Source organism: Dyadobacter sp. CY343, assembly GCF_021390335.1.
Taxonomy (GTDB): Bacteria; Bacteroidota; Bacteroidia; order Cytophagales; family Spirosomataceae; genus Dyadobacter.
On the sequence record NZ_JAJUXK010000001.1, the window covers coordinates 956,669 to 979,014 of the forward strand.

General features: G+C 46.0%; 18 protein-coding genes. 8 read left to right on the forward strand and 10 right to left on the reverse strand.

The annotated features are described in order from the left end of the window. Positions 1-64 precede the first annotated feature (64 nt). From LZG94_RS03970 to LZG94_RS26450, 5 genes are read right to left on the reverse strand one after another with little or no spacing between them, the layout of a single operon-like run. Positions 65-1,348 (reverse strand): OmpA family protein, encoded by a 1,284-nt coding sequence (locus tag LZG94_RS03970; RefSeq protein ID WP_233790642.1) that lies wholly within the window; start codon positions 1,346-1,348, stop codon positions 65-67. A 46-nt stretch (positions 1,349-1,394) separates the two neighbouring features. Beyond that, positions 1,395-2,579 carry a hypothetical protein gene (locus tag LZG94_RS03975; RefSeq protein WP_233790643.1) on the reverse strand — a complete coding sequence of 395 codons (1,185 nt, stop codon included), beginning with the start codon at positions 2,577-2,579 and terminating at the stop codon, positions 1,395-1,397. Between the two features lie 25 nt (positions 2,580-2,604). Next, positions 2,605-3,585 carry a hypothetical protein gene (locus LZG94_RS03980; RefSeq protein WP_233790644.1) on the reverse strand — a complete coding sequence of 327 codons (981 nt, stop codon included), beginning with the start codon at positions 3,583-3,585 and terminating at the stop codon, positions 2,605-2,607. A 42-nt stretch (positions 3,586-3,627) separates the two neighbouring features. Beyond that, positions 3,628-5,085 carry a hypothetical protein gene (locus LZG94_RS03985; RefSeq protein ID WP_233790645.1) on the reverse strand — a complete coding sequence of 486 codons (1,458 nt, stop codon included), beginning with the start codon at positions 5,083-5,085 and terminating at the stop codon, positions 3,628-3,630. Next, complete coding sequence (locus LZG94_RS26450) at positions 5,085-7,514, reverse strand: T9SS type A sorting domain-containing protein (protein WP_233790646.1); 2,430 nt, start codon at positions 7,512-7,514, stop codon at positions 5,085-5,087. Before LZG94_RS26450 ends, LZG94_RS03985 begins: the two co-directional genes overlap by 1 nt. 822 nt (positions 7,515-8,336) lie before the next feature. On the opposite strand from LZG94_RS26450, the gene LZG94_RS03995 reads away from it, so the two are divergent. From LZG94_RS03995 to LZG94_RS04010, 4 genes are read left to right on the forward strand one after another with little or no spacing between them, the layout of a single operon-like run. Beyond that, positions 8,337-8,711 (forward strand): hypothetical protein, encoded by a 375-nt coding sequence (locus LZG94_RS03995; protein WP_233790647.1) that lies wholly within the window; start codon positions 8,337-8,339, stop codon positions 8,709-8,711. Between the two features lie 2 nt (positions 8,712-8,713). Beyond that, positions 8,714-9,535 carry a hypothetical protein gene (locus tag LZG94_RS04000; RefSeq protein ID WP_233790648.1) on the forward strand — a complete coding sequence of 274 codons (822 nt, stop codon included), beginning with the start codon at positions 8,714-8,716 and terminating at the stop codon, positions 9,533-9,535. After that, complete coding sequence (locus tag LZG94_RS04005; RefSeq protein ID WP_233790649.1) at positions 9,532-11,031, forward strand: serine/threonine-protein kinase; 1,500 nt, start codon at positions 9,532-9,534, stop codon at positions 11,029-11,031. Before LZG94_RS04000 ends, LZG94_RS04005 begins: the two co-directional genes overlap by 4 nt. Positions 11,032-11,033: 2 nt before the next feature. Next, a complete protein-coding gene (locus LZG94_RS04010) occupies positions 11,034-12,053 on the forward strand; it encodes a WG repeat-containing protein (protein ID WP_233790650.1) in 1,020 nt (339 codons plus the stop codon). A 17-nt stretch (positions 12,054-12,070) separates the two neighbouring features. On the opposite strand, the gene LZG94_RS04015 is transcribed toward LZG94_RS04010, so the two are convergent. Genes LZG94_RS04015 through LZG94_RS04035 form a run of 5 tightly spaced genes read right to left on the reverse strand, consistent with a single transcriptional unit; the run spans position 12,071 to position 17,399 of the window. Beyond that, on the reverse strand, positions 12,071-12,868 hold the full coding sequence (locus LZG94_RS04015) for a caspase family protein (RefSeq protein ID WP_233790651.1): 798 nt from the start codon (positions 12,866-12,868) through the stop codon (positions 12,071-12,073). A gap of 16 nt (positions 12,869-12,884) precedes the next feature. Next, positions 12,885-14,477, reverse strand: coding sequence for a PP2C family serine/threonine-protein phosphatase (locus tag LZG94_RS04020; protein ID WP_233790652.1), 1,593 nt, complete (start codon positions 14,475-14,477; stop codon positions 12,885-12,887). A 1-nt stretch (position 14,478) separates the two neighbouring features. Further along, the gene (locus LZG94_RS04025; RefSeq protein WP_233790653.1) at positions 14,479-15,189 is read right to left on the reverse strand and encodes an FHA domain-containing protein; all 711 of its coding nucleotides are present in this window, start codon (positions 15,187-15,189) and stop codon (positions 14,479-14,481) included. Positions 15,190-15,200: 11 nt separating this feature from the next. After that, entirely contained in the window at positions 15,201-16,607 is a 1,407-nt protein-coding gene (locus LZG94_RS04030) for an MSCRAMM family adhesin SdrC (RefSeq protein ID WP_233790654.1), read from the reverse strand. A 15-nt stretch (positions 16,608-16,622) separates the two neighbouring features. Then, positions 16,623-17,399, reverse strand: a complete 777-nt coding sequence (locus LZG94_RS04035; RefSeq protein ID WP_233790655.1) for an FHA domain-containing protein — start codon at positions 17,397-17,399, stop codon at positions 16,623-16,625. 190 nt (positions 17,400-17,589) lie between these two features. Here LZG94_RS04035 and LZG94_RS04040 point away from each other — a divergent pair, with 190 nt between their 5' ends. Genes LZG94_RS04040 through LZG94_RS04055 form a run of 4 tightly spaced genes read left to right on the forward strand, consistent with a single transcriptional unit; the run spans position 17,590 to position 22,346 of the window. Further along, positions 17,590-18,285 (forward strand): hypothetical protein, encoded by a 696-nt coding sequence (locus LZG94_RS04040; protein ID WP_233790656.1) that lies wholly within the window; start codon positions 17,590-17,592, stop codon positions 18,283-18,285. Positions 18,286-18,342: 57 nt separating this feature from the next. Continuing rightward, a complete protein-coding gene (locus tag LZG94_RS04045; RefSeq protein WP_233790657.1) occupies positions 18,343-20,835 on the forward strand; it encodes an ATP-dependent Clp protease ATP-binding subunit in 2,493 nt (830 codons plus the stop codon). A 13-nt stretch (positions 20,836-20,848) separates the two neighbouring features. Further along, on the forward strand, positions 20,849-21,880 hold the full coding sequence (locus tag LZG94_RS04050; protein ID WP_233790658.1) for a phospholipase effector Tle1 domain-containing protein: 1,032 nt from the start codon (positions 20,849-20,851) through the stop codon (positions 21,878-21,880). Positions 21,881-21,890: 10 nt separating this feature from the next. Next, positions 21,891-22,346: a hypothetical protein gene (locus tag LZG94_RS04055; protein WP_233790659.1), complete on the forward strand. Its 456-nt coding sequence runs from the start codon at positions 21,891-21,893 to the stop codon at positions 22,344-22,346.

Here is a 22,346-nt window from a genome sequence, read left to right on the forward strand (position 1 = left end):
ATATTGCGAAATAAAAGAGCCTCATTTATAAAGATTTTGCTGTAAAACGGAATGGTTGTCTGTGCTATCTCAGGATATTAAGTTCTACGCGCCGGTTAAGCGCCTTAGTTTTTTCCTCGCTGTTGGAAGATGTCGGTTGTTCGCCTCCTTTCGCCTGCCAGTGCACTTGTTTTCTGCCAGCGCCCCGATTGATGAGGTAGTTGGAAGTAACCTTTGACCGGTACTCCGAAAGTATCAGGTTCCTATGGCGATCGCCGATATTATCCGTGTGGCCAACGATCTCAATCCTGTATTCCGGGTTTTGCAGCAACCAGGTCGCCAGTGAATCGAGCGTTTGCCTGGACGACGGCCGGAGCTCGTAGCTGCTTCGATCAAAGTAAATAATGCGCTGACCAGAAGGATCAATTGTTATGTTTTCAGTACGGGCAGGCTGCTCTGGTACAGATTGTATTGTCGCTGACTGACTGGGTTGCTGGTTTTCGAGTAAATTGATTTTAACAAGCAAAAGCCCGTTTGCGGGTGGCAGATTTATTGAAACAGGCTTACTTCCTGACGAGCCGGGAGTAACGCGGATCCGGTGGGCTTCTCCTGATTTAACGTTGGAATAGCCCAGCGAAAGATCGACCATTTTGGGAGTCAGTTTCTTGCCTTTATCTACAAATAATTCAGTTCGATAATCGTCCTTCACATCGACAGGCTCAATGGAAAATGCCAGAATTGAGGTTTGTTTGCTCAGTGCGATTTCATAAACAGAGCTGCTATTATCGAGCCGTTCAATGATCAGGTTTCCATTGTAAGGCTGGTAACCGGCGGCAGTTGCCACAAGCCCGATAATATCCTCGCGGGTAAATTCAATCGGGTCTTTCTGAGAGCGGAGACCGGTGTCTGTAGGAAAGCAGGATTTGGTGCCCGTTTTGGTATAATACAAACAAACTTCCCCTTTCACCGCAGTCTTGGTTTCAATATCCACAAGCTTGAATAGTCGCGTCACTTTCTTTTGGGTATTAGAAGATTCGGAATTATTCAAGACCAGATCCTGCTGCTCTGATTGAAAATAGGGGCGATCGTTGGTCTGCTTGTCCACAGGGAACAAGCCAAGCTCAAAATAATAGGTGCCTTCTGTACCGGTGACAGGCATTGATATCGTCCGAAATCCTGTCTTTTCAATGATCAACGAGGTCGGATTGCACGGGACCTGTAAAGAAAAAATGCCCTGATCATTACTCTTTCCGACCGCCTGTTTCCTGCTATCAGTTTTGACCGTAAAATTTGCGCCGATCGGCTGACCGGAAGCTGCGTTGATCACTTTTCCTTTAAATGTAAAGCATTGACCCCACGAATCTGACATTCGAATTAACAAGAAAACCAATATCAGTACCTTCCTGTGCATCAGGCTATTCACTTACATTGATAGAAATATTTCCCATCAGTACCTCAAATCTATCCTGCCTTACACCATCCACTGTTTTCTCATAAGGTTGCAGTTTAATTTTCTGACGTTTTTGAGTCACATCCTGAAAATTATTGGTCGAGAATGTCTGTGAATATTCCGCAATACCCCAAAAATTACCCTGATCGTCCGGTTCAAATTCCTGTACAAAATTGATCTCGGCATAAGTTATATTCACTTTGGAATAATTCAGGCGGCTTAATCTCGTCAGGTACTCAGCAACGTTCCTCTTGGTTTTGTTATTAGGATTGTTGACGGCGGATACTTCCACAGTAGCGTCCTTCACGAACATCCTTACTGCCTTTTGAATCGCCATATCCTTCTCACTCCTACTTCTGCGCGCATCCACAATGCTGTTGAGAAGACTAGCCAGTTCCAGCATCTTGTCTTCCGACTTTGCCATATAAGTCTTCTGCTCATCGGTGGTCAGCCTTTTCTTTTCCCTTTCAGTCTCCTTTTCTATTTCCGTTTCGCTCTTCTTTTCTGGAACGGGAACAACTGCTACCGGCGCAGTTTCCGGCGCAGACGGTGTTGAGACGGGCGGCTTTGCAGGAGCTGCTGCAACCGGCTCGCTCTTTTTTTCCTGAATCCTGGATTTGTTGAAATCCTTCTTCATTACAGATAAATTATCAGCTACTTCCGGCAGGTCTCGCAGCATTTCGTGCGTCCCATTGCGGCGAATCACTGCAAACAGGTTATCCTTATTGATAGAAGCAGAGCGACCGTCAAGCGTAAGATAATTGACAACATCTTCCAACTCATTGCTGATATTACAGGCGATCACTTCCCGTGGCGAAGCTTTGAACAAAATATCGCTCACGGGCTTAGTCGCGGTTGCAGATGAATAAAATTCCTGAATTTCAATCTGGGCTTTGGCTGGGTCTTTTGATATGTTTTTCTCCGTTAAATAGTCTCCTGACTTATTAAAGAAGATTACAAACTTATCCCTGAGACCAACATAATGGCTGCCGTTTTCAAGGACTGTACTGATTTTTTCATCGTCCGCAGATTCTATTTTCCCTTTTACTTTGGTCCCTGTGGCGAAATAGATACTTTCTTCTCCCTGCGCCTGCGCGAGCGAGAAGGCGGCGGAAAAAAGAAATAGGATGAGTATGTTGATTTGTTTCATAACGAGTCCGGTTGACGCTTGTCAGCTATTTTTTCATTTTGAATCGCCAGACCTGATATTTCGAAGCCTTTGCGCCGCGATCTGAACTGAAATAGATAAAGTCGTCGACAGACCAGTAGGGGGCAAAGTCACTGGATTTGTTCAACGTATATTGCCGTAGGTTCTCGCCGTTGGTATCTATCACGTAAATGTCCGAGTCCTGCTTGTTTTTTTTGGTCAGCTGAAAAATGATGTTCTTACCGTCGGGGCTCCAGTTTGGATTCGTAGCATAACCCAGGTTCACGTCGGTGATCTGTCTCGGCGAATCACCTTCGGTGGACATAATCCAAATTGTCCCGGTTTCCTTGGATTTACTTTTATCAAGGTCATATTTGACGAAGGCGATATTTTTGCTATCAGAAGAGAACTTTGGAAAACTGCCTTCCCCGATCATCTTCAATTCCTTGGTTTTTAAATCCTTGATCCAGATCTGGTTTTTCTTCACAGATACTCCGCCGGCAGGCTTATTAGTCCTTTGATTGATCATCGCGTACGTTTTCGGCGTAGCTCCCCGCTCAAAAATGATTAGGTTCCCGTCGGAGGACCAGGAAGGATTGTATTCATCCTCGTCATCGGTATTGGTTACCTGCGTGATCGCTTTCCCTTTTGAAGCGTCGATGTAATAGATATCGAAGTTCGTTTTGTCGAATGTTTGAAAAACAATCCGGTTGTTGGCGCTGCAATAGGCGGGATTCAAATGCAAATTTTTTCCTGCCGTTTTTTGAATGATCGCTTTCGTCAATACCTTCTCCTTCATATAGATATTGTAGGAAGCATCCTCCTCCCTGGACGCGAAAACCAGATTTTCACCCAAATCGCCCCCATTAGGATAAAGGGACGGTTTGTCCGAATCGGTGATTTGTGTCAGCGTTTCGAAGCTTTCGCCGTCGGAAGTTTTCTCATACATTTTGGGCGAACAGGCCGAAAAAATGAAAGCGTGCAGCGCACAAAAAATGATTTTTTTCATAGAACTGAGATATAGGATGGTACTGATTGGTGCATTCGTTTTTTAAAGCATTTTGATTTCTATGCTTTTTAAAATGATCCCGTCATTGATGGAGGTCGATTTAAAATAGGCGCCTACATTCCAGATTTTGGATTCTTTGGCAGGATCGGTCCTGGCGAATTTGTCGAAATTAATGGGGTCAGTGCCTTTCAGATATTTAAGCGGCTGCCCATTGAGTGAATACACTTTTCCTTCCTGCGTGCTCTTGAAAGAAAGTGTCACTTCACTCTGCTGAAATTCCAGGACAGGCTGCCTTACTCCCGTCATATACTTCTGCATTATTCCGGCTTTCACAGCATTGACTTCGAAGGTTTTTGTGGCGGTGTTTACTTTCAGAAAGGAATAATTGTTATTATCAATAAACTCCCAGATGATCCCGAACTCTGTCATCGGTTTCTCAGTCGCGAGATCGAAAATGGCAACGATCTCAAAACTCTTATTACTGAAATCATAGTTAACCGGCATCTGAAAAGTGCCAAATTCTCCTTTTTCTCCTACGGTCCTGATCTGGAAGCTAGCCGGATCTTTTTTAAGGGTGGTCGAAAAAAAGCTTTTGTTCGTAAACTTCCATGCGTTACCCGGCTCGCATGTAAAGTCCTGAAAATAAACCTCGTGCACCATTCCACCTTCTGTATAATGCAATGCTTTGCTGACTGGGCAATTGTTGATCAAGTCTACTTCTGATTTCAGCTTGCCGTTTTCATATTGCAGCTGTTTGACAGCCTCTTCGCGGTTGGTCCGGGGGTTAAATGCACCCTTGATCAGACCAATTTTGTTTCCGTTTTTGTCCAGGATATAGTCACTGAAAGCCTTTTTTCTGCCGGCATTATCAAATTCTGTTTCGCCGGTTACATCTCCGCTTGCGTTGTATTTGACTTCTTTGGTAATTCTTTTTTTGCTGTAAGTGCGCGCGATATAAGACCCATTCTCCTCATAAAATTTGCACAGACCGTCAAAGTCTGTATTCCTTTCTTCATAGGTGTTTTCATATTTACTGAACTGCCCTTCAAACTTGGGTTTGTCGCCATTCACATAAAAATCTTTTACCGGACCCTTTGGAATATTGGTTGTCCGGTCAAATTTCGCCTGTCGGTAGAAGTAAGCATTTTCCTTATTGCTGGTTTGGGCAAATCTTCTATTGAAATAGACTGTTCTAACCGCTTCCGGATCAAATGCAGCATTTTTTGCTGCAACAACTGGCTTACTGAATGCGGGTTTAGCTATTGCGGGAGCGGCAGGGGGCGCTTCTGATTTTGCAACATCGTTTGCCGGCTTAGCAACTACTTCCTCCCGCTTTTTTTCTGGTTTAGCCGGTTTATCAGCAGTAGTCTCAAAAAATGGAAAAGTATTGACACGTTTCGCCGGACTTGCAACAGAAACAAGCGCAGGTTGCCTGTTCTGCGCGTAGCCAGCATGCAGTTTTAATAAGATTAGCAACAGAAAACAGAGTAGTCGTTTCATTATTGCTTGACAAATTTTTTGTTAATAACCTTGTTCCCCTGCCTGATTTCAAGGAAATACACACCCGGTGGCAGGTCGTCCAGCGGATAATTTTCAATTGATTTTAGCTGCCGGTCTCTTCGAAGTAATTGTCCTGCTGTATTTCTCAGTTCAATGGTCGCCGGAATAGCATTGTGCATCACCTGCTCAATGATCAGCGTTTTGAAAGCCGGGTTCGGGTATACTTTCCATTCCTTCTCTCCCACAGGGTTGACGGATGTAATTGCATCAACCGTATATGCCAGCGACTTTTTTACACCACAGCCATTGCGATTGGCCCTCACAAAGTAGCTTCCCTGATCGGCTCCCATTAATATACGGGACGTTGCGCCCGGTACAGCCTGGTAATTATTGACGGTGTCTTCCGGCGATGTTGGAAGATCCCGCCTGTAAAACCACTGATAGGCACCGTCTACGCTTTCAGTTGCTTCAAGCGTATTTCGGTCGAGTACGATAATGCTTGTACGCGAAGGTTTTATAGACACTGTTTTAACAGGAGAGGTCGCCTTGCAACCGTCGATCGCTACTGTGACGGTAAAATCAGCTTCGATCTGATCCGCGAGCGTGTTGCCGATATACTTTACATTTTTCCCCGTCGTGAGTAAACTACCCAGCTTTCCAGGCTCCGACTTTACGACTTTACCATCCTGCGACCAGGTATAGCCCAGCCGAGAGGTTAAATTTGCCTGTGAAGGCCGCGCTTCCAGCTCGATCGATTTGTCTTCGCAGAAAGGAGTGATGCTTTCCGGAAATATGGTGGCAGAAAAAGACGGAAGTAGTTCGGTACGAGCGGTTTGGGCTGATTTGGCAGTGCAGGTACCGAATTGCGCAGTGGCATAATAGGCGCCGGTTTCAGTAGGGAAGTACCGGTTTCCCGTATTATTCCCTGGCGCCTCACTTTCTTTTTCCCGATACCATTTGATGGTCGCAGTACTCAGGTTCGACTCGGCTCGCAATTCGACCGGAACATTGTTCTCACCGGAACAAAGCAGGATAGGATCGCTGTTCCCTGTTTTGGTAAGGCGGACCACCAGAGTATCTACGCGCGGACTTACCGTCTGAGTCGCCTTGCATGCGCCCCGCTGAAAAGTAACAGAATAGGTGCCGGAATTATAGACAACGAATTTCGATGGATCACTGCCCGCATTTCCATTGCCGGTCCACATATAGGAGATCCCTGCGCTGCTGTCAGCCACCGCAGAAAGCGTCAGGCCCGCGGTCCTGTCGCAAATGACAGCGGGATTGGGTGTAATGGTAGGGTTTGCTATGGCCTGGTCAGACTTAATCGTCACTTCCTGAGACCTTTTCTGTTTGCAACCAGAATTTTTCGCTACGATTTCCACGGTGTACCTGAAAGTTCCGGCTTGGGCAGGAAGTGTTAGTGTAGGTGAATTTGCGCCAATATCTTTACCGCTCTGTTTCCACGAGTAATCATACAACGCGTCATTGTCCGCTTTTGCTGATAGGGTCACTGGCGAATCTGTACAATATGCAAGAGGCGAATCAGCAATATTTGGGTCAAAATTGTTGTCAGCGATTTCGACATTTTTGGAAGTCGTACAGCCTCCTTTTATAAGAAGAACTTTATATTTGCCTCCTTGAGTCACGGTTATTTTCTGACTGGTTAAGCCAAGATCTATTCCATCACGTGTCCAACTATACGTCAGGTTGCTGGGCATTGCCGTTAGTTCGAGAGAAGGCTGCTCGGGTGCACCGCAGATTGCTGTCTTGTTATCTGGTGTTGAGATTTTAGCGTCGGCAATTGGCGCTTCAAAACTGACACTGATAGGCGCAGAAGTCTTTGGAGGACACTGAACTGAAGTGGGTGCAACAGTGACAGTATAACTTCCTGTTTCCGTTGCCTCGATGGACGATCCGGTTCCTGCCGTAGCAGTTCCCAGGTTCCAGGTATAAGAGAAATCACCACCTGGGGTCGCTGATAATGTAACTGTTTCTCCCTGACATTTGGTTATGGGCCCCGATTCATTGATGGTAGGGATGAAGTCGAAAATTTCAATTTTAATGCTCCTGGTAACGCTAGGGCAGACGTTTTCACCATTCAATTGTTTCTGAACGATAACGCTATATTCCCTATTCTCTGGATTGGTAATTGTAGGGCCGCCCTCCGGCCATGTCAACGTGGCGGTCGGTGGGCTGTTGATGCTTAGCGTGATCGGTTCAGAGTTGCAGAGAGGTAACGATTTATTCGCAGCGAGAACCAGTGTTTCTGGCAAGGGTGCTGCAACTGAAACATTCGACGAATAATTACCAGTAGAGGTCCTAAGCTCAATAAAGATTGATCCTTCCTCGATATCAGGAACGTCATACTGGAAGGTTGGATTTGAAGAATAACTAAAATTGTCGTCTGATTTAATTGCGGTTACTGGCACTCCATCAATTCTTAGGACAGTATCTATAAACCCATCACCGGATGTGGCGATTCCAATAGAAGATGTATTACACACAACATCGTTAGTCGCTCCAGTGACATGGAAGTATGGCGTTGAGCTGATATGGAAGGGCAAAATCATTTCTGTTATTGTTCCCTGACCAGGATTCATATCGCTCGCTATTATTTGTAAATTTCCGGTTAGATTTTCGCGATAGTAGGTGCTTGTCACATTGAATACCGCTCTAAACTGAACAACTTTTCCAGAATTGTCTGTACAAACGACGCCATCGCCATTCGGGGTTTCTGCCCAAGCCTGTGGGAAAACAATGGTTGAAGCGTCTTTAGAGAATACGGCCTCCTGTGAATAAGTCAACGAGCTAAAATTAGCGTCGAAGCTACTGTTAAAGCTAATCGTAGCTGTTGTTCTCGATGTGATAGTCAGAGATACATTCGAAATTACATACCTGTTTGCGCCGCATGTAGTATTTTTAGCACCTTCAAAACTCATTCCTAGCCCCTCGACATGATAGTAACCTGCTGAGAAGGCATCGCAAAAATCAAGCGAGGTCAGCGTCACCAAGATCAAAAGTATCTTTTTTAAGGATATAGTCTGATGTACGCAAGTGGAAGCGTAAACTCGCATTTCTATCAGATATAGGTAAACTTTTAACAGATACATTCTAATTTCGTTAACAATTAAATACAAGATTACCCAAAATCATAACCGCAAAAAATACGTCAATTGACGTATTTTTTGCGGTTATGGAATTAGCGTATTTGCAATGGATTGGAGAAAAATCCTTTGTTCAATACGCTGCTAATGAAGTTTATTAATGCTTTTGTACGCCGCCATAGGGCGATGGGATCGGCTGTTTTCGGACTGCTGTTCGCGCTGTTTGGGTGTGAGTCTTACAAGGAAGTTGACTTTCAGGCAGAGCGCTGCAAACAGGTTCCCGGGGGCAGCATTAAAGCAACAAAGAAGGGGCACATGCGATTTGATTTTGAGATAGAAAGCGCTTTTACGAACGTGGAAACTGAATCATTCCGGACTGTCTGGACGGTCAGGGGAGTTACTTACGCTGCAAAAAGACTATCCTATCAGTTTGAGGATACGGGCGAACAGAAGATTACCGTGATCCTTACCAACAGGTGTTTTATGCAGACGATTAAAGAAACCACAATTATTGTTGAATAAGTATGGGAAGAACACTTTACTGGCTATGCTTTCTGTTGTTTTCTTCTATTGCAGCTCTCGCACAGCCGCGGGTCAGTAATGTGCGCTTTGACCTGAATAATAAGTCTAAAGTCATCGAGATTAAATATGACATTGATAATGTGCGGGAAGGTGATTCTGTTTATGTCAATGCTAACGTGGCCAGGCGTGGAGCGATCGTCCCCCGAAATATCAGCGGCGATATTGGAAAGAATATTAAATCCGGCAAAAATAAGAAGGTGACCTGGGATGTGTTCGCCGATAGCCTGAAAGTTAACGACGATATGGTGATCCGGGTAATTGTACTGCCAGGTGCATTGCCGCTCATAGCAGCTACGGATACTGTGAAACCTAAACCTGCGGTCGTGAAAAGGAGCAAAGGTGGTGGAGTCAATGGGCTGGCGCTTGCCACATTGTGCGGCGGGATTGTGGTGGGCGGAGGAATGTATTATCTGAGTACCGTACAGAAAAAATTAAGCGCCGATAGTTACGAATTTTACAGAAAGAACAACTGGAATCACAAAAGCGATCTCACGTTCACCGGCGACGAAGCGTATTTAAGAGAATTGTCGAAAGCGTCGTACGAGCAAGCGCAGGCAGATTTAAAGAAAGCCAGGCGACAGCAGAAAGTGGCAAATGCATTCCTTTTTGGAGGCGTAGCTATTGTGATTGCCGATGCCATTTTTACCATTCCGATGCTTGCAAAACGCAAAAACAGCAAGGTCGGACTCTATCTGGATTTAGATGCCCGGGGCGTAGCTTCTGCCGGGATTCAGGTCAGGCTTCAAAAGAATAAAATACCATGACAGCGGAAGACTTTTATTTACGCTTTGATTTCAATCCTTCTATTTCCGGGAGTCTCCTGGGGAGAGGCGGGTTTAGTAGTGTCTACAAAGTCTATGATAAAGTAAGGAAACGATATGTGGCCATCAAAAGAAGTGAAGTAGGTGTCTTCGCGAAATTTGACCTTGAACGCGAGGTAAAGCTGGCCAACGAAATCGAGCATCATCCCAATATCATCCGGTATGAGAATGTGGAACGTATCAGCGACCGGGCAGGCGTATATGATTATGCGATCCTTAAATATTACGTAGATGGAAACCTTGATAATGTGATCAGTAACCATACACTCAGTGACAAGGAGCGCAAACAGATCCTGACCGGCATTTTAAAAGGACTGGCGCATTTACACAAAGTACCGATCATCCACCGAGACCTGAAAGCGGCAAATGTACTGATGGACCGTGACTACGAAGGCAACTGGGTGCCGGTAATCGCCGATTTCGGACTTAGCAGAATGGTGGATGCGGATATGAGCTACGTACTCAATAACTCACAGATTGCGATCACTCCCAATTATGCTTCTCCGGAACAATACACCGAAAATGATGCATTAAGGCCAAATACCGATCTGTGGGCTTTCGGTGTAATGACTTACAAGATGATGGTGGGCAGGCTGCCTTTCAGGATTGACGGAGAGAATTCGGAAAAGGATACCTCGAACAGGATCAGGACGATGGTATTGGGAGGAAAGCTGCCCAACGATATCGCGAATATTCAGGAGCCTTATAAATCAATTATTCAAAAATGCCTGGTTGTAAATCCCGAAAAACGCGTGAAAAGGGCCGAAGAGCTGCTTATGCTGCTGGAAGAAAGGGAAGAAGTAAAACCGGCGGCACCATTTGTTCAAACCGCACCCAATACAGGTTTTGACGGAAAAACGCAGATCAAAGGGAAGGAGATCAAAGCGGCATTCGACCCGCCTACGCAAGTGAAAAGGCCGGAGCCGGAAGAAGTGATTTCGGAACCCCGCAAACCAAAGTCTAATAAAATAGGAAAGGCGCTACTTTGGACCGGACTGGTCCTGCTTCTGATCGGTAGCTTTTATGCCGTAATAACTTATTTTTCTAAACCTTCCGCTATTACGGAAGAAGGTCACAATACTGTTGCGATCGACACGTTGCCCCCCGCCCCAAAGCTAGAACCAGCTCCAAAGCAGGTAGCCGAAACTAAAGTTGCTGCTGCCGCCGTGATAACTTCGAAACCCAGAAAAAGTAAAGTCGCAGATTCCGGCACGATTATGGTTTTTACAAAGTACCACGACCTGCGGGTATATATTGATGGTGTTCCTCAGAATAAAATTGCACCTGCCGGGCAAACGAGCAGTTTCAAACTCCCGGTCGGGCAGGGGATTATTTTTAAGGTGGAATACATTGAATTTGGTATAACACCAAATGCCGAACCTTTGACCGTGCGTGCCGGACAGGTTTTCGAACGTAGCTATACAGAGAAACTGAATTAACCATGTTTGCTTCTTCCAGGATTTTTGGCTCCGTCTTCTCAATATTTTTACTACTCACCACAGCATCTCACCTGTTAGGTCAAACCAGCAGGACGATCACAAAAGCAGACGAAAATAAGATTAAACAGGAGGCAAGAAAACTGATCGGTAATCTGGAATTCGAATATGATTTCTTCCTTACGGAAACCGCTTTGCAAAGAAGGAGCAGGCTGGCCGCACTGATCACGCCTGGCGCCGGGCGCATTTTTTTCAACGATAAAGTAATTGTTGAAAATGATTTTTATGACGCTGATATTAAGGATCTGGAAAAAAGTGCGCGAGACAAGCCGGTTGAGGATTATTTCAATGAGTTGTCCGATAAATTTGGCGCGCACGACAATGGGGATGATCCCAACCAGGGCAAACAGGTCAAGATCAATCTAACAAAAGTTTCGAGAGTCCAGGCGGTGTCCGACGCTGACTCGATGTATATCAAAGTAGCCTTTGAAGTAACCTATGACGGAAAAGCCAGAAACGGATATGCGTTTAAACCCGTAGATCGCGTTGCTGAATTAAGACTGGAAAGGGAGGGCAGGAACTGGCGCCCTTATATTTCCTCAATTCGCTTTTTAGACTCTGCAACCGGCATTGAAAACAGGACCAGAAATGTGGGCATTGTTGAGCAGATTCTCGGCGTCGACATCAAGTTTGCGGACGTGATTAATACGCCCGATATTAAAAATGTGAGCCGCAGCCCCGTTCTTTTAAAGGCGTTCAACGACAATGACTTGTGGGGTCTCTTAATTGATGAGGATAATGATAAGAGAGTCCTCGTGCAGCCGATATTTTGTGAGATCAATGAGTTTATTGATAACCGTTCATTAGTTTGCCAGGACGGGAAATGGGGCTGTATTGATAAGTCGGGCAGGATCGTCATCGACTGCATTTACGACCTGCCATTTTCGTTCGTAAAAGGCAAAGCCCAGGTTCAGCTAGGCGGACGGGCTATGACGATTGATACGAATGGGAAAGTGTCTAAATGAGCATAACAACTGGCTACTTACAAAATAGCAATTGGTAATTCCTTCGGAAATTTGCCGTACATAGTAGGAATTTGCTCAGGTAGTTCCGGGCTATTTTTTCTGGAATATGCGCGCACCTTCAAACTAACATACTTGTAAAGTTCAAGTGCACTGATCTGCTTATCCTCATTGACATCCGCCTCTCCGTTCAATGCTTTGAGCAAATAGAATGTAAAAACTCCCTGGCCTAACTTCACGTATTCCGCAGAAAGCTGATTGGCAAGTGATGATAAAAAAACGATCACATTTGCATTGGATGCCTGATGAATACCCTCACTTGCGGGAAAATTCTGGATCTCAATGGTACCCGATTTACAAGCGTCCGCGATGCAGAGTTTCAGCTCGGATCTCGATTCCCGGAAACGCTGTTTTACTTCTTTATGAGTCAGCACAGGCTTATATCCACTGCTTTCGTAAGGGAGAAACACACCTGAGTTACCATGTCCGGAGAAGTAAAAGATGACACGATCTTCCGGTAAGGCCTTACTGAATATTTCCATTGCAGCAAGCATGTTGCCCTTCGTCGCCATTTCATCGGTCAGTAGAATGACATTCTCACGGGGCACAAGTTCGTTCGTTGCTTTGGTTAGATAATTATAAAATAATTGCGCGTCGCGGCTGGCGTAACGCAGGTCGCCGTTGCTAGGCTGGAATTTTTGATAATTTGAGATCCCCACGACTACCGCATAGGTTGTAGCCGCATAGCTCGCATGAAAGCAGCATACAAGCATGTGCAGCAAGGCGGAGATTGCAACCGTTTTTCTTTTTAAATACATTGAAAACCTGTGGATATCAGTTAGGGATAACCTCGGAGCTGACCTGGTCTGTCAGCTTCTCTTTCATATCTTTGACAGAAAGATTTACTTTTCTTCCCGTCGCATTTTCGATCTTGTTTTTCTGACCATCTTTATAATAAATGGTTTCACTGGTCCCAATATCCACGCTATCTACATTGTCGATACGTATATCAGGATTGGATAAAAACAGATAACCCTTTTTATTGCCGGGGAAATTGTAGTAATGCAGGACGTTTGGTACGCTGAGTAGCTGGTTGTAATCGATCTTCGTTTTTTTCTTTTTTTCCGGCTCCCAGGCGTAGTATATTCCCTTGTCTATCAGTAATATGAATTTGTGAGATTCGGATTTGGCGAGGAGTTTGTCGTAAACGATACCCGGATCATTCGCAGCTGGTTCAGCCGGTTTTTTCGGTAGCTGTTCAATCTGGGTTTCGGTCTTCTTTTCCTCTGTGGCTGACTCAATTTTTGGGGTAGCCGCGACTTCCGGAATTTTGGCTTCCGGCCGGATCTGCGATGCAGGTTGAGGCACATTGTTCCGCTGGTAAAGCATTCCGGCGGCAGTAGCGATAATGCCTATAAAAACCCCGATAACATAAGGCAGTGGTTTGAATTTCTTTCTTGGAGGTTTGGGAGCTGCGGGATGTCGGAACAATGGCGGCGGATCAGGAGCCGACCGCAGGCTAGGTACTTGTGGACGTGAAAATTCGGTAGGAGCGTCCAGCTCGTAACTTCCTTGCGGATTTACACTGCGGACAGGCTGCGCAACGGGTAAGGCTGGTGCAGCTGCAACAGGCGGTAAGTCAACCACATAGGCTGGCGGGACAGTCCCTGTAACCGCATTGACCCTGACCAGATAAGCTGAAAAATTATCCCTTGTCCTGCCTACACATTCCAGGCGTATATTTTCAAGCTTTTCTGCATCTGAAATCTGATTATCGTCGCCATCGCGTAAATGGTATGCGAGCAATTCATCATGGATATGTTCGAGGACACCATCGGTACACAGGAAAAAATAGTCGCCGGGAGCCACATCGTTGATGATTTTGACATCCGGCGTATCCATTCGGTCGGCCGAGATTACTTTGGTAATTACATTCCGTTGGGAATGGGTTTCTGCTTCCGTGGCGGTAATATGTCCTTCCCTTACCAGATCATTAACAAGCTTGTGGTCCTCACTGACCCTGATCACCTGGCTATTCCGGATTTGATAAATGCGGCTGTCTCCTAAATGTGCGATCGTTGCTCCGGCTTCATTGAAATGCAGGAGTGTCAGCGTGGTCGCCATTCCGCTTGTTTCCTTGTCCTCCGATTCCTTCCTTGTAAAATTGTCCACAGTAAAACGAAGCGCTTTGTTGATGTAAGCATCATCGGCAACTTCTGCGCGGTTTTGTTCAAAATATGAACTGATAGACGCACAAGCCAGCGCGCTTGCCACTTCTCCCTTGTGCTGTCCGCCCACTCCATCGCAAACCAGGAAAAGGAGGGTATTGTTGCTGACGCCGTTTAATGGAGGATAAATATGGTCCTCATTATTAGCACGTTGCCCCACCTCCGTAAATCCGACCGGCTGATAGATATCTACTTTCATTTTAATGCTTGATAATTACTGTGGGACTATATTCGGAATCTTTCACAAGCCGCGTCGCATCATCGGCACTAGCAACAGTTCTGATCGTTTTAACGACCATTTTCGTCTGACCAAGCTGAATGGTATCGCCATCGTTCAGGTACACCACGTCATTCGGCAAAAGTCCTTTCTGAAATGCATTGACATACGTACCGTTTGTGCTCATATTCTCGGGTACGCCGCTACTCATTTTACGATCGGAAACCAGGTAATCATAGCCGCCCGAGCGCACCGGTTTCACTTCCAGGATGCAATGGTTACGGCTCATAAAAACGTCTTGAGTGATAATCATAATATCGCAGGGCGACGCATTGTTGTGCCTGCCAATGATCTGCCGGCCTATTTTCAGGGGATATGTTTGCAAAGGAGCATTTTCATCGTGTACCACCAGCCAGCCAACTTCATTACCCCCTGGGACATTGGTCGGACTGACGGGAATCTGTGTATTGACCTGCGTGGGATTTACAACCGGCCTGGGGTTAGTAATCGGTGCCGCATTGTTCTGCCTGGGCGGAGGTAATACCGCAGCCGGCGGGGCGACAGGTGAAGGTGGTGGCGCATTCGGATTGACAACTACCGGGTTCGGATAACCGCAGTTGCCGCACTTGACGATCAGGCTGCTGGTATTACTGATCGTTAAACGGGTATTACATTTTTTGCAGGTAATTTCCATGCTGTCAATCGTTATCCGATGAAATCCTCTGCCGAATCGGCATTATTATTGAAATACTGATCTTCGTAAGGATCAGAATAAGCGTGCAGATCGGTACTGTCCTGCTGATCAGCGGATGCGTCGGCAAGTTCTCCATCCTTTTCACTATCAAGATCTGCATCGAAATCAGGCGTGTCATTATTTGCGCCGTAGAGGTCATCTGATGCATCCGGCTGCGCATAAACGGTCATGGGTTGCAGCGGATCCATTGTGACAGATTCGGTTTGCCGGCTATCTGCATTATATAAAAAACTGGTCTCTACCTGGCCATCATTGTCCATATCCATCGCTACGAACGGTGATTCGCCATCGCGGCGCAATGAAACCACATCTACCAGCTTATCATCGTCCAGATCGATTCCAACGACGTAAGTCCAGTTATCGAGCAGAATAGTGACCGGTACTTCTCCCGGATCAGCGGCCTGTCCTGCTACATTTCCAAATACACTTTCCAGTTCCATTTCCGGGATATGGCGTACATCTGAAAGCGCAAAAGAGGTTTTCTCCAAAACTACACTTATAACCTGTCCGTTCGCTTCCATGCTGTAACGTGTATCCAGCAATTTGTCCCCATCTGTGTCCATCATTACAATGGGCGCCGTGCCTTTCGTATATGCGATCAATACTTCCGCAATACCATCCTCATCTTTATCAATACCTGTCCAAGTAATCTCTCCGCGCTCCGCCACCACCACGTGCTTGTCCGCAACAGGATCAGGCTCGGGTACGATAGGATCTATGATCGGTTGAGTTGCATTCAGCCAGGTTTGTTTCTGTTCATCAGCTAGACCATTCCATTCACTTTCACGGAAAGTGCCGTAGTAGGTATTATTCCAAACAAACAGGCCGCCGGGACCTACCTCCGCCCTTGCGGTATTGAATGCGGCTTCGAAGGGCATATCATCGGTAACATCGGTTGCAACGGCGAGCTCCTCCGGTATCGTGAACAATGCGTGCGAAACCTGGGAGGCCGAACCGCCGGTAGCGGTGGGAGGTTGCTGGGCTGGTTTAAAAACCGGAATATCCGGTTTTTCCTCAATAACTGGCTCCGCGATGTTAAGATTGCTGTCCGTTTCAATAACGGGCGCGTCCGGGACAGGCGTTACCGGGCTTATGGTCGTGGTGGAATCCCGGACAGCAGGTGTTTCGGGAGAGTCCATTCCGGCGATGACAATCGTCCCCAGCCCGAGGAACAGAATACTGCCGGTCGCCAATGCTATTTTTTCTTCTTTACTGAGTGTTTTGACATTGGGGGTTACCGCAGCAGGGGGAATCGGCGGAACTGCTTCCGGATTTGGGAGCGTTGTTTCCTGCGAGGCGTGCATTTCCTTCGCGCGGTCGGCAAACAGCTGGGTTTTCTCAAAGTCAATAGGGTTCATAATGTCCGAATATAGTTAGTCGTTTATCAGGGCCTTTTTACAATTTCTGCAATTCTTAATCTGGACAAGGACCGGGAACGGATCGGTAAGCTTGGTCCGGCAATGCGGGCAGCGGTAATGAATGTCGTATTGCTCCGTGATTCTGGTAATATTCAAGTCGCGTTTTTCCTGTGCGTACTGCTTCGACTTTTGAAAAGACCAGCCCGCGATCAGCATGGAGATAACCGAGCCGATGATCGAAATATACCTGAGCTCGGGGGGAACGAAAGCCGCAGAACCGGCGCACAGCGCGGCAAATGGAATTCCCAGGGACTGATAGCGTGCGTTCAGTGACTCATTACGTTGTATTTCTTCGAGCTGGCTCCGCCTTGAAATGTACTCGTCATAAACCCTTTTCAGACGCTGTTCCTCACTTTCTTCGACGGGCTTGAAGGTATCCTGAAAACTTACAGCCTTTTTCTTGTCACGTTCCGGCAGCAAATCCTTGATGGGAAGTAATTCCTTTATCGAGAACAGTTTCTCTTTCGTGTTTGGAGCATTTGTGATCTGCTTCCATACCAGCGGCGTGCTGCCGAAAACGACCTCATTTTTCGGCGTGATTTCTTTGCTCAGGATACGCTGCCCATCTACGAAGGTTCCGTTTCTCGAACCCAGGTCCTGAATTTCCCAGGTATTCGTTAAAGGCTCCTTAAGTGTCAATACTGCATGGTCTCCGCTCACGTCCTGACCTGGCAGGACGATCGTGTTGCCCTGTCTACGCCCCACCGTCACCCGCTTTGGTTGATCACTCATATACAATCACTTAGCCGCAATATATTCATTGGATATTGCAAATATGAGATATATACCATTTCGATAAAATACGTCATTTGACGTATTTTATTCGGTGTTTTTGGTGTGTAACATTGTGGGGAAGTTTGAAGAATATACAGCAACTGGGTAGATGCACTTCCTGTTCATGGGTCTGAGATAAGCGAGAGTTATGAGTGAAAAAAAAATATTGCGGGCAGTGGCAAATGGAATTTATTGTGAAACTGCTGACACGCTCCGCGTTCCTTATTTTCTCATTAGAGCGAATGTAGAATTAGTGATGCATATCTATCCTTTGGGGCTAATATTTTTGAAACACTTTTTAAATGGAAGAGGTGAAAATCTCAGAATTCCAACCGAGGGAGTCATTGAAAATGATATAGGGGTAAAAACTAATGTTAGAGACAAACTCTGTTTATATATAGATCACGGACTCAGATTCGATATCTCCAATGATCAAACATTGTATGCAGATTCAACATATCAAATGGCGCTTGGCTCCGTAAATTTTCAATGGAAAATAGCAGACACCTACTATGGAAGCCTGCATGGTATTCACAAAAATGTTTACATCATTGATTTATGGTTTGTGAACCGATACAGGTGGCATGAAAAGGCGGCCAGACTTTCGCAGTGTATGCACCGAGCTTATGCTGATTCGTCAGGACAAGAATTTATAATGTATGGCAGGCGTGCATTTTACGAGCTGACAATATCTCACGACGGCATCGAAAAAAAATTGGCCTATCTGGAAGAAAATACTTCTTTTCTTAGAGAATTAAGGCTTAAAAATCAACCAGCCGAACACACTGCAACGGACGTTATTATTCGCTATCCGGAATCAAGGAAGTACTTTACAATTTACTGAGATAGCAAGAGTTTTTTTTAAGCTAATTTTTTTATTCAAAATTCAGGCTGCGAATTTATGTTCCCCATTTTTTCAGAGACACTCAAAAGGGCAATAAAAATAGCGCAATCAATCGCCAGGGAAAATCAGCATGCTGCATTTTCTCCGGGGCATTTGCTGAAAGGCTTGTTGCATAATGATGTCGGCTTGGCCAGTTTGCTGGCAACCTGGGAAGTGGATGTGCATTACCTCAGGGATTGGGCCGACATTCGCATTGAAAAATACCCGAAATCCGCACGCATAGAAGGTGAGCCACGCGGCGACGCGCAGGTGCAGGCGGCTTTTGAAGTTGCAGATATTATTAGAATGAAGCTGGGCGAGGAAGAGGTTTCGCATTTGGCAGTTTTAATTGCAATTGCCAGGCCGGGCGTGGCTTTTCAAAAAGATCAGCTCAAATCATTTCCAGTTTCTGAAACGACATTACTTGAAAATGCATTAGCTGAAACAAGCGTTCAAATTGCAGTCAATCCGTTCGCTCCGACAGGCGGAGGCAAAACGTCTCATTCTGCCGGTGGCAGCACAGCCTCACAGGCGCTTTTAAAATTTTGTGTTGATAAAACTGCGATCGCCCGTGAAGGCAAGCTCGATCCGATCATTGGCCGGGACAAAGAAACCCGAATGACGGTTGAGATTCTGGGCCGGCGCACCAAGCCGAACGTAATTATAGTAGGGGAGCCGGGTGTGGGCAAGACGGCTTTGGTAGAAGGCCTGGCGCAGTTAATTGTTGCGGAACAAGTGCCCGGACATTTGCAGAACGCAACCCTGTTTCAGCTCGATATGGGTGCGCTCATCGCAGGCGCATCGTATAAAGGAGAAATTGAAGACCGGCTCAAAAATATCATTGCCGAGATTAAACAATATGACCGCGCCCTCCTCTTTATTGATGAAATCCACTTCCTGATGGACCCGAAAAGCGGCGCGATGGGGCTGGCCAATTTGCTGAAACCGGAACTCGCAAGAGGCGAGCTGACCGTGATCGGGGCGACCACGCTCGACGAGTTCAGAAAGTTTATGGAGCCCGACGAAGCGTTTGCACGCCGGTTTGAACTGGTGAAAGTGGAAGAACCCAATGAAGTTACCGCAACCCGTATGATCGGGAAAGTGGTTTCGCTTTTTGAAAACCACCACCAGATTAAAGTTGCCGACGGGACTGTCGCCGAAACGGTTAGGCTAGCCAGAAGATATATCAAAGACCGTCGACTGCCAGATGCAGCTATTGATCTGATCGACAGGACAATGGCGGCAATGAAGCTGATGACGGAGACGTCGCAGCGAGAGATTGAATTCCTTCGAAACGAGTTAAACGCACTCCTAGACATACACGCAAGCGGCGATCCGATGCTATTCAGACAGGAGCTGTTGTGGTTTGAAAGCCAGCTCAAAGACCGGCTGAGCCCTGTCTTGCTCGGGCAGCTGGAAGAACAGCCGGAAACTGCTCAAATGGAGCTGCCGGAAAGCATAGCAGATTACCTGACCGAACTGCTTGTTCAGCTCGAAACTTTGAGCGGGCAGACGAAGGAGTCGGTAGAAAAAAGTGACGTAGCGGCCGTCGTAGCACATAAAACAGGTATTCCGCTTGGTAAGATACAGTCGAAGGAGCGGGAGAAATTGATGCAGCTTGATGATCATTTAAAAAAGCGGGTTGTGGGGCAGGATCATGCGATCAAGGTGATTTCTGATGCTATTCTTGAAAATCGTTCCGGACTAAGCAGGGCCGGGCAACCGATCGGGTCGTTTTTCTTCTCGGGTCCCACCGGAACAGGTAAGACCGAGCTAGCCAAAACAATGGCTGACTTCCTTTTCAATGACGAAAAAGCGCTGATCCGGTTTGATATGTCGGAGTTTAAGGAAGAGCATTCCGCAGCGGTTTTGTACGGCGCGCCTCCGGGATATGTGGGATATGAAGAAGGCGGATTACTGGTTACGAAGATCAAGGAGCAGCCTTTTGCAATCGTTTTGTTCGATGAAATTGAAAAAGCACACCCTTCGGTATTCGACCTCTTTTTGCAAATTCTCGATGAGGGAACATTGCATGACAGGCTGGGCAGGGAAGGAGATTTTTCAAACGCGATCATCCTTTTTACCTCCAACATTGGCGCAGACTGGATCGTAGAGCAATTTGGTCAGGGCAAAATCCCGGCCTCTAATGATCTGTTAGATTTGATGACCCGCCATTTTCGTCCCGAGTTTTTGGGTAGATTAACCGAAATCATCCCATTCAGCCCGATCACGGAACAGGCAGTCATCGACATTTTCAAAATCCAGGTAAAACCTTTACTGGCACTCCTGGAAAAACAAGGTATCACCTTGCACCTAGACGAGGAGGCCGTCAAAGCACTGGCACTGGAAGGCTTCACCCCCAAATACGGCGCCCGCCCGATCCGGGGCGTAATCCGCAACAGGTTGAGACGGCCGCTTTCAAGGATGATCGTTTCGGGGGAGATCGGGAAGGGTTCGGAGGTGAGATTGAAGGTGGGGGAAAGTGGGGAGTTTGATTGGGAGACATTTTAAACTATTTATAAAAATGACGGTGGTTAAATCGGCAAATACGTCAATTAGGCATCTTTTATTAGCGGTTGACGGAACAAATTCAGCAGAATGGCGGGATAAACATGGTCAGAATAGCCATGTTCTCCGCTTTTATAACGATTTTGGTGGATGGAGACGGAAGTATAAAGATGGCCCTGGCACATTTGGCACTGACACATATGTTCTTATTCAAGAAGGATTATCGTGGATTATTCAAGAAATGAATAACCTTATTCGTACTGGAATATCGCAGGAAAACATCAAACTTAATTTGGTCGGCCACAGTAGAGGAGGCTTTGTAGTAATGAAAATTGCAGAGTATTTAAGGAGCCACACATTAACGTTCGATCGCCGCAACTACCAGAATAGAAGTTATGAAGAAGTTTCAATCAATAAAAGTAAGCACCAGTTAGACAAGGAGACCAACTTAAGATATCCGGTAAGAATAAATTTTATGGGCTTATACGACCCTGTGGATAGCGCAGGTGGCTTAGATTGTGATTTAACCACACCCTATGTGGATCACGTGGTGAACGTTGTTCGAGATAATCCTGGTAAGTTGTCAGAGGTATTTGGATCCATCCATAAAGTTTCAAGACCTCTTATGTTTAACTCTTTAATTTTGAAATCTGGTGAGTTATTCAGGTTTGATACATCTCATGGAGGAATAGGAGGCGATCCAGGATTTTTCGTAAATCCTTACGCTAACCCAATTTCGAATGATCATTATTGCAATGCAATGCCGTTAATTTTATCAGATGAGGAACTAAAAGTACTGGCTGGTTTCACTGATTTTACTTTATCCGAAGAACACAAATACAATCGGATGATCCAGATAAAAAGGTTTTGGAATGAATCAAGGATGGCGGATCAAGTAATTCGAAATGCGGCGACTAGCGCCGGGCCGAGCATCCCTTTGTGTAGCATTAATCAGTTTGTGCCCTGGCAGGCCAAAGATAATGAGTATGGGAACCGACTCCGGCGAGTCATGGATCTCAACTATAACCCAATGAAAGTCTACGTCTAAAATTAACAAAATGGCAACGGAAAAACCCCAACTTGGCGGTGTCATCATCGATGAAGGCACAAATGCAGCAATTAAATTGCTTCACGACAATCGAACAGCGATTATCAATAAATTCACAATCGACTCTGAAAGTCAAAAACCTGTCGAAGGGATTCAGAAATTACAGGATGCTTTTGATCACTTTCAACCCAAACTTCAGGTTACTCATACTACCGAGCTAGGCGAAGAGGTTGGCGAGACTCTGCACTTCTCAAATGTGAGTGCGTTTACGGTGAAAGGGATGATTGAGCAAAGCACGTTTTTACAAGATTTGAAGAGTAAGGAAGATGATTATCAGACGATCGTCAAGCGACTAGCCACAAATAAAGTTTTTCAAAAATTGCTAGCTGACCCTGTTGGCAAGGCGGCATTCATAGAAGCACTCGAGGCCATTGTAGCGGAGCTTGACAACGCTGACGACGAATAG